Below are 6905 nucleotides of genomic sequence, written 5' to 3'. Positions count from 1 at the left end.
CCAGGAACGAGTTGGTGAATCACCTGATCTATCCGATCCCCGACCCCGACCTGCCGTTCCTCGGAGTACACCTCAGCCCCACCATCGGCGGCGGACTCACCGTGGGCCCCAACGCTGTACTCGGCTTCGCCCGCGAGAAGTACGCAAAGCACAGCATCGACCTACGAGACGTTGCGGAGTTCGCGCGGTTCCCCGGTCTGTGGAAGGTCGCCCGAACCCACCTACGGACAGGCGTCCACGAGATGAAGAACTCCTTCTTCAAACGTGGCTACCTCGCCGAATGCCGTAAGTACTGTCCCGATCTCGGCCTCGAAGATCTCCTCCCCCATGAGGCCGGCATCCGTGCCCAGGCGGTACGCAGGGACGGGACACTGGTGCACGACTTCCTGCTCGAAACGACGGCGCGCACCATCCACGTCCTGAATGCTCCGTCGCCGGCAGCGACATCTGCCCTGCCGATCGGCGAGATGCTCGCCCGACAACTGTTCGACCAAGACCGGAACCCACGACCGGATCATCCAGAACGCAGACATCGGACGGCAAACGATTGACCAGCCGAAATCGCGGCGTACACGCCCCGATCCGCCCCGATTGGCTGGCCCTGGTCGACGAACCGCCGGCTGTCCCGCAGATCGCCATCGTCGATGCGCACCATCACCTGTGGGATCGTCCAGACAGTACATTCCTGCTCGACGAATACCTTGCGGACATCGACACGGTGCCGACGGTCGCCGCGACCGTGTACGCACAGTGTAAGTCGTACTACCTGACGGACGGCCCCGAAGAACTCAGACCCGTCGGCGAGGTGCGCTTCACCCGCGCCGTCGCCGAAGAGACGCGCCGGCGACGGCCAGATGGCCCGCGCATCTGCGAGGCCGTTGTGGCAGGAGCTGATCTGACGTTGGGGCACAACGTCGGCCGGGTACTCGATATCCTCGAGAATGAAGCCGATGGCCGTTTGCGCGGGGTGCGCAATCAGACAGCGTGGCACCCAGATCCCCGCGTCATCAGCTCTCCGCGCCCCTCAGGCCCAGAACGGCTGCGCGACAACAACTTCATTCAGGGATCCCGGGTTCTCGGACAGCGCGGTCTCACACTAGATGTCTGGGCATTCCACACCCAACTCGCCGAAGTGCGAGAGCTGGCGGCCGCATGCCCCGACACCGCTATCGTGATCGACCACTTCGGCGGCCCGCTGGGCACCGGACCCTACGCCGGTATCCGCGACACCGTGTACCAGGATTGGCTCGCCGATATGACGGCCCTGGCCGCTTATCCCAACGTGTTCCTCAAGCTTTCGGGAGCCGGATTGCGGGTCTTCGGTTTCGGATTCGACAACAACGACACTCCACCGACATCCGATGAGCTCTCGCGAGCAATTGCTCCGTTCTTCAAGACCTGTGTGGACCTGTTCGGCCCCTCACGCTGCATGCTCGCCAGCAACTTCCCCGTCGACAAAGGCATGTTCAGCTACCGCGTGCTGTGGAATGCCTTCGCCAAACTCGCCGCGCCCCTCACACTTACCGAGCAACGCCATCTGTTCCACTCCACCGCCCAAGAGGTCTACCGACTCGACCCGGCCAGCGCAGCTGTGATTCCCCGCTGACACAGCGAAACATGTTGGCGAGAGTCGATATCGCGGGTGCCAACGCCCCGATATCGGCGTGGGCCGGCAGTCCCCATCCTGCGGGGCGACCCTGATACGCAGGGGTGACGGACGATCAGGTGAGCCACGCACCGAGCCGGGCCGCCAACCAGCGCGGCTTCTGCAGCGGCGCGCCATGACCGCACCCGACAATGGTTTCGAAGCCAGCGTCGTCTCGGTCACGTGTCAGAAGGCGGGCCGACTCCGCCATGACCACCCGTTCCCGCTCGCCCACCAAAACCAGGGCCTTCCCGGCGAATAAGGCCCATTCGGGTGGCACCGTGAACCGTATGTTTTCACCCACCGACGTAAGAAGTGTGCGCGTCGAGAGCCGCTGGACCGTTCGAAAATAGTCAGGGAACAGTGCTGACGGGACGAAGAGTGCCTTCGCCTGCGCCCGGCCGAACCATTCGCTTTTCGCGAGCGGTGCCGCCAGTCGGAGCACTGCGAGGGTCGCCCAGGGCCATCGCGACGGTTTGGCTTGGGCGCTGATGATGCCGACCTTCGTGACCAGGTCGGGACGACGAACTGCAAGGAGCACGGCGAGTTGCGCGCCTAGTGAGAAACCGATGACCGCGACCGGCCGGTTCTCACAGCGCTCAAGGATCTGCGCGAGCGCATCAACTGTCTGATCGTGCGACCGGTAATCCATCTGGGCGCTGCGGTCGTGTCCCGGCAGATCCGGAACCAGGAATCGGTATCCGGGTCCCATCTCCTCGATCAGCGGTCGCCACATCCAGCCGGCAACTCCACCTCCGTGGAGCAACAACACCGGAGCTCTGTCACGCTCTCCGGCGTCGTCGACAACCACCTCCGGGAGCGGACGGGCGTTTTGGTGGCTCACGCGGTGGCCCAATCTTGTAATCGCTGAAGCCTCAGCCAGCCACACCACACCGCGCGCTGCTCACGAAACCGCTGTGACCATGCTGAACCAAACCCAACGATCTGCGCCGACATGTCCCCTATACGCCAAGGCTACGGCGTATGTAGCCTCGATCGGCTGGAAGGCCACCAAACCTGGCGCGAAAGCGGGGTCAGCGGCGGCCCTCGTCAGTGGCTGGGCCGGTGTCGTCATCCGCTGCATTCCCTCCAACTGCCCGGATATGCGCCGGCAGCCCCTGCGATGGGAAACCTGATCAGCGAGCATAGTGGTCACTTCTTCGGTCAGGGCAGGCGTGCAGTGCAAACCACCGAAGGAGTCATGGATGGAGTCTTCAACAATTTGTTGAGTATTACTCAACAAATTGTTGTAGCGTCGTCCGCGTCACACCTTGGAGGTCACGTTGCGCTCACCGCTGCCGGTCCGTGTCCGGTTATCCCTGCTGCTCGTCGGAGCTCTCGCCGCGGGCGTCACCGCCTGCGGCAACGGAGTCGGTGGCGACGCGACCGAATCATCGGCTGCCGGCGGCACCCAGACGGCGGCGATACCCGACAACGCCGGACTCATCGCCGCCGTACAGCCGGACCAGGCGCTCACCGCTGGACTCCCTCCCACGGTCGCGAAGTCCAAGACCATCCAGGTCGGCTCCAACATCCAGTCGGCGCCGAACAACTTCTACGGCGAAGACGGCCAGACGCCCATCGGTTTCGAGGTCGATCTCGCGAAGGCCATCGGCAGGAAGCTCGGCGTGGAAACGGCCCACCAAGACATGGCTTTCGGTTCGCTGATCACCAGCCTGCAGTCTGGACGCATCGACATGACGATGGCCGGAATGAACGACACCAAGGAACGTCAACAGCAGATCGACTTCGTCGACTACTTCTCCTCCGGTATCACCATCATGGTGCAGAAGGGCAACCCGCAGAGCAGCACCGGAGCAGACAGCCTGTGCGGCAAGAACGTTGCCGTCGTCCAGGGCACCAGCCACCAACGCTTCGCGGCCGCTCAGAGCGAAACGTGCGTCAAGCAGGGCAAGCCCGCCGTCACCGTGACGGCTACCGACAGCGACACCCAGAACCAGAATCAGCTCCGCACCGGCCGGGTTTCCGCGATTCTCAACGACCTCCCCAGCGCCGCCTACATCTCGCGCACCGCCGGCGACGGAAAGGTCTTCGAGGTCGTCCCGGGTGAACCCATCGACGGTGGCCCCTACGGTATCGGGTTTGCCAAGGACGATGTCGCCCTGCGTGATTCGGTCAACAAGGCGTTGGGCGAACTGATGGCCGACGGAACATACCTCAAGATCCTGCAGAGCTGGGGGGTCGAGCAGGGCGCGTTGAAGGAGTCCGCGGTCAATGGTGCCTGAGGCCGCCGCCCGCCCGGCACCGCTGGAGATCGTCCGGCTCCGGCACTGGGGGCGGTGGGTGAGTGGTGTCGTCATTCTGGCGCTTCTCGTCGCTGCATTCGGGGCGCTGTCCCAGGCGCAGATCGACTGGTCCTCGGTGCCCGGCTTCGTGGTGTACCGGGTAATGCTGGTGGGACTGTTGAACACCGTGCTGCTCGCGGTCATCGCGCAGACTGTCGCCATCGCGCTCGGGATCATCATCGCCCTGCTGCGCCGCAGCGCCAATCCCGTTGCCCGGTGGTTCGCCTCGGCCTACATCTGGCTGTTCCGCGGTCTGCCCGTCCTGCTGCAGATCCTCATCTGGTACAACTTGGCGCTCGTCATTCCGACCATCGCCATCCCGCTGCCCTTCGCCGGATATCTGCTCAACGAGCCCACCAACGTTCTCGTCAGCGCGTTCACCGCGGCACTACTCGGCCTGGCGCTCAACGAAAGCGCGTATATGGCCGAGATCGTGCGGGCCGGCTTGAACAGTGTCGACGCGGGACAAACCGAGGCGGCCAAGTCAATCGGCATGTCCCCGAGCCTCACCCTGCGCCGGGTGGTGCTCCCCCAGGCCATGCGGGTGATCATCCCGCCGACCGGCAACGACTTCATCGACATGCTCAAGGGCACCTCCATCGCGTCGGTGATCGGCGTGACCGAATTGCTGCACGCCTCCAACAACATCTCCTCCCACAACCTGCTGGTGATGGAAACCCTGTTCGCCGCGGCGATCTGGTACATGGTGGTGGTGACGATCGCCGGCGTCGGGCAGCACTACCTGGAGCGCACTTTCGGTACCGCCGAGCGCAGCGTCGCCGCCCGAACCGCCAAGGCGCTGCGAGCCATCCCGTTGACGAGGGGCGCCCGTGTCTGAACCATTGCTGCGGGCCGTCGGCGTGCGAAAGAGCTACGGCCACAACGAAGTCCTGCGAGGTGTCGACATCGAGGTGCATCGCGGTCAGGTGGTGTGCCTGCTCGGTCCGTCGGGTGCAGGCAAAAGCACCTTCCTTCGCTGCCTCAACCACCTGGAGCCCATCGACGAGGGCGAGGTGTGGGTGGACGGCGAGCCGATCGGGTTCCAGTTGCGCAACGGCAAGCTCTATGAGCTCCGGGAACGTGACGTCGCCAAGCAGCGGCGGCACATCGGGATGGTGTTCCAGCGGTTCAACCTGTTCGGCCACCGCACCGCGCTGGAGAACGTCATCGAAGGCCCGATCCGGGTGCTGGGCACCGATCCCGACATCGCCCGCAAAGAGGGCCTCGAACTGCTTGACCGGGTCGGGCTCGGCCAACGCGGTGCCGCCTATCCGGCGCAGCTGTCCGGCGGGCAGCAGCAGCGCGTCGCCATCGCCCGGTCCCTGGCGATGAAGCCGAAGCTGATGCTGTTCGACGAGCCGACCTCGGCATTGGATCCCGAGCTCGTCGGTGAGGTGCTCGCCGTGATGAACGCGCTGGCCGCCGACGGTATGACGATGGTCGTCGTCACCCACGAAATCGCGTTCGCCGCCGAGGCGGCCGACGACGTCGTCTTCATGGCCGACGGTGCGGTCGTGGAGACCGGACCGCCAGAACGCATCCTGAAGGCGCCCGAACACGAACGCACACGCCAGTTCCTGGCCCGGGTGCTCACATGACGCCGATCTCGCCGCGCTACCTACTGCAGTTCTCCGAGCCTGCCGGATACCTCGACTTCGCCCGCTTCGGACCACCGTCGCATGCCGTGCTGGACGCCACCGCCCGGCTGTTGGAGAAGGCGACGCACGCTGGACCGGCCACCGTCGACGAGTTGATGCGCGAGGAGACCCGCGCGAAGGCGGCCGCGGCCCGGCTGTGCCGAAGCGACGTCGATCATGTTGTGCTGCAACCACATACCAGTCTCGGCTTGATGCAGGCCGCATTCAACGCGACGGGCGGCACGGTACTGGTGTCGGCCGCCGAATTCCCGGCCAACACCTACCCGTGGGCCCGCGCCGAACAGGCGGGGCGGTTGACGGTCCGGCGTCTGCCCGGCGGCTACGTCACCGCCGACCGTATCGCCGACGCCCTCACCGAGGACGTCACGATCGTCTCGGTCAGCGCCGTCGACTACCGCACCGGGTACCGGGCCGATCTCGCGGCGCTGCGCGACGTCGTCGGCGACCGGATCCTCGTCGTCGACGGCATCCAGGGCTTCGGCGTGATCGACGCCCCGTGGGAGGTGGCCGACATCCTGGTCGTCGGTGGCCAGAAGTGGTTACGCGCAGGATGGGGAACGGGTTTCGCGGTGCTGTCGGACCGCGCCCTGGAGCGCATGGATCCGATCCTGTCGGGCTGGACGGGCGCGCGCGACCCCGGTCTGTTCGACGACGAGATCCACCCCGCCGACGCCACGGCGGCGGCCTGGTCGATCTCCAATCTCAGCCCGGTGACCTCCGGGGCCTTCGCCGCGGCGCTGGAGTTGGTCGAGGAGACCGGCGTCGGTGCCATCGCCGCCCATGTCGCCGACCGGGTGACCGAGCTCGAGGAGGTCCTGCTGTCGCGGGGCGCGGAGATCGTGTCCGCCCGCGAGCGGCGCGCGGGCATCGTGGCGTTCACCCTGCCGGAGTATCCTCCCGAGCAGATCGGTGCCGCCCTGACCGCGGCGGGTATCGCGGCAACCGTTCGGCCCGAACACATTCGGCTCTCGCCCCACGTGAGTACCACGTCGGAGACCGTCGACCGGCTGGGGGCGGCCCTGCTCGCGCTGACCCAGCCGAGACGTCCGGAAGCCGCGCCGGTTGCCGTCCCCTCGGGCGGCGCCACCCACGACCTGCTGGTGTCGCTGGTGCCGGCCGTCCACGGCTTGGCGGCCATGCTCGGCCCGGGCAACGAGGTCCTGCTGCACGACCTGTCGAAGTTGCCGGACTCGATCGCCGCCATCGCGGGCGACCTCACCCACCGCACCGTCGGTGGTCCGATGACCGACCTGCTGCTCGGACTGATCCGGAGGGGGACCACCCAAGACCTCATCA

7 protein-coding genes are annotated in these 6905 nt (G+C 65.8%); 6 read left to right on the top strand and 1 reads right to left on the bottom strand.

Annotation, left to right across the window (positions count from 1 at the left end):
• Positions 1–551, top strand: a 551-nt coding sequence (locus tag ACWDTP_RS36290; RefSeq protein WP_450028047.1) for an FAD-dependent oxidoreductase, incomplete at its 5' end; no start/stop codon positions are given.
• Positions 548–1606, top strand: coding sequence for an amidohydrolase family protein (locus ACWDTP_RS36285; protein WP_450028046.1), 1059 nt, complete (start codon positions 548–550; stop codon positions 1604–1606). The genes ACWDTP_RS36290 and ACWDTP_RS36285, both read left to right, overlap by 4 nt.
• A 115-nt stretch (positions 1607–1721) precedes the next feature.
• Here ACWDTP_RS36285 and ACWDTP_RS36280 read toward each other — a convergent pair whose 3' ends face one another.
• On the bottom strand, positions 1722–2417 hold the full coding sequence (locus ACWDTP_RS36280) for an alpha/beta fold hydrolase (RefSeq protein ID WP_450028048.1): 696 nt from the start codon (positions 2415–2417) through the stop codon (positions 1722–1724).
• A gap of 511 nt (positions 2418–2928) precedes the next feature.
• On the opposite strand from ACWDTP_RS36280, the gene ACWDTP_RS36275 reads away from it, so the two are divergent.
• From ACWDTP_RS36275 to ACWDTP_RS36260, 4 genes are all read left to right on the top strand, one after another.
• Complete coding sequence (locus tag ACWDTP_RS36275; RefSeq protein ID WP_450028045.1) at positions 2929–3891, top strand: ABC transporter substrate-binding protein; 963 nt, start codon at positions 2929–2931, stop codon at positions 3889–3891.
• Positions 3881–4789: an amino acid ABC transporter permease gene (locus ACWDTP_RS36270; RefSeq protein ID WP_450028044.1), complete on the top strand. Its 909-nt coding sequence runs from the start codon at positions 3881–3883 to the stop codon at positions 4787–4789. The genes ACWDTP_RS36275 and ACWDTP_RS36270 overlap by 11 nt, the downstream gene beginning before the upstream one ends.
• The gene (locus ACWDTP_RS36265) at positions 4782–5549 is read left to right on the top strand and encodes an amino acid ABC transporter ATP-binding protein (RefSeq protein WP_450028043.1); all 768 of its coding nucleotides are present in this window, start codon (positions 4782–4784) and stop codon (positions 5547–5549) included. Before ACWDTP_RS36270 ends, ACWDTP_RS36265 begins: the two co-directional genes overlap by 8 nt.
• The coding region (locus ACWDTP_RS36260) for an aminotransferase class V-fold PLP-dependent enzyme (protein WP_450028042.1) at positions 5546–6905 on the top strand (1360 nt) is incomplete at its 3' end. The genes ACWDTP_RS36265 and ACWDTP_RS36260, both read left to right, overlap by 4 nt.

The organism is Mycobacterium sp. NPDC003449, from assembly GCF_053588415.1.
The sequence above is the reverse complement of the archived record's forward strand: the minus strand, read 5'-3'. Positions and strand labels throughout refer to the sequence as shown.

Bases quoted from the DNA above. Each gene is read 5' to 3' on its own strand.
- ACWDTP_RS36270 (WP_450028044.1), top strand. From the start codon at position 3,881: ATGGTGCCTGAGGCCGCCGCCCGCCCGGCACCGCTGGAGATCGTCCGG.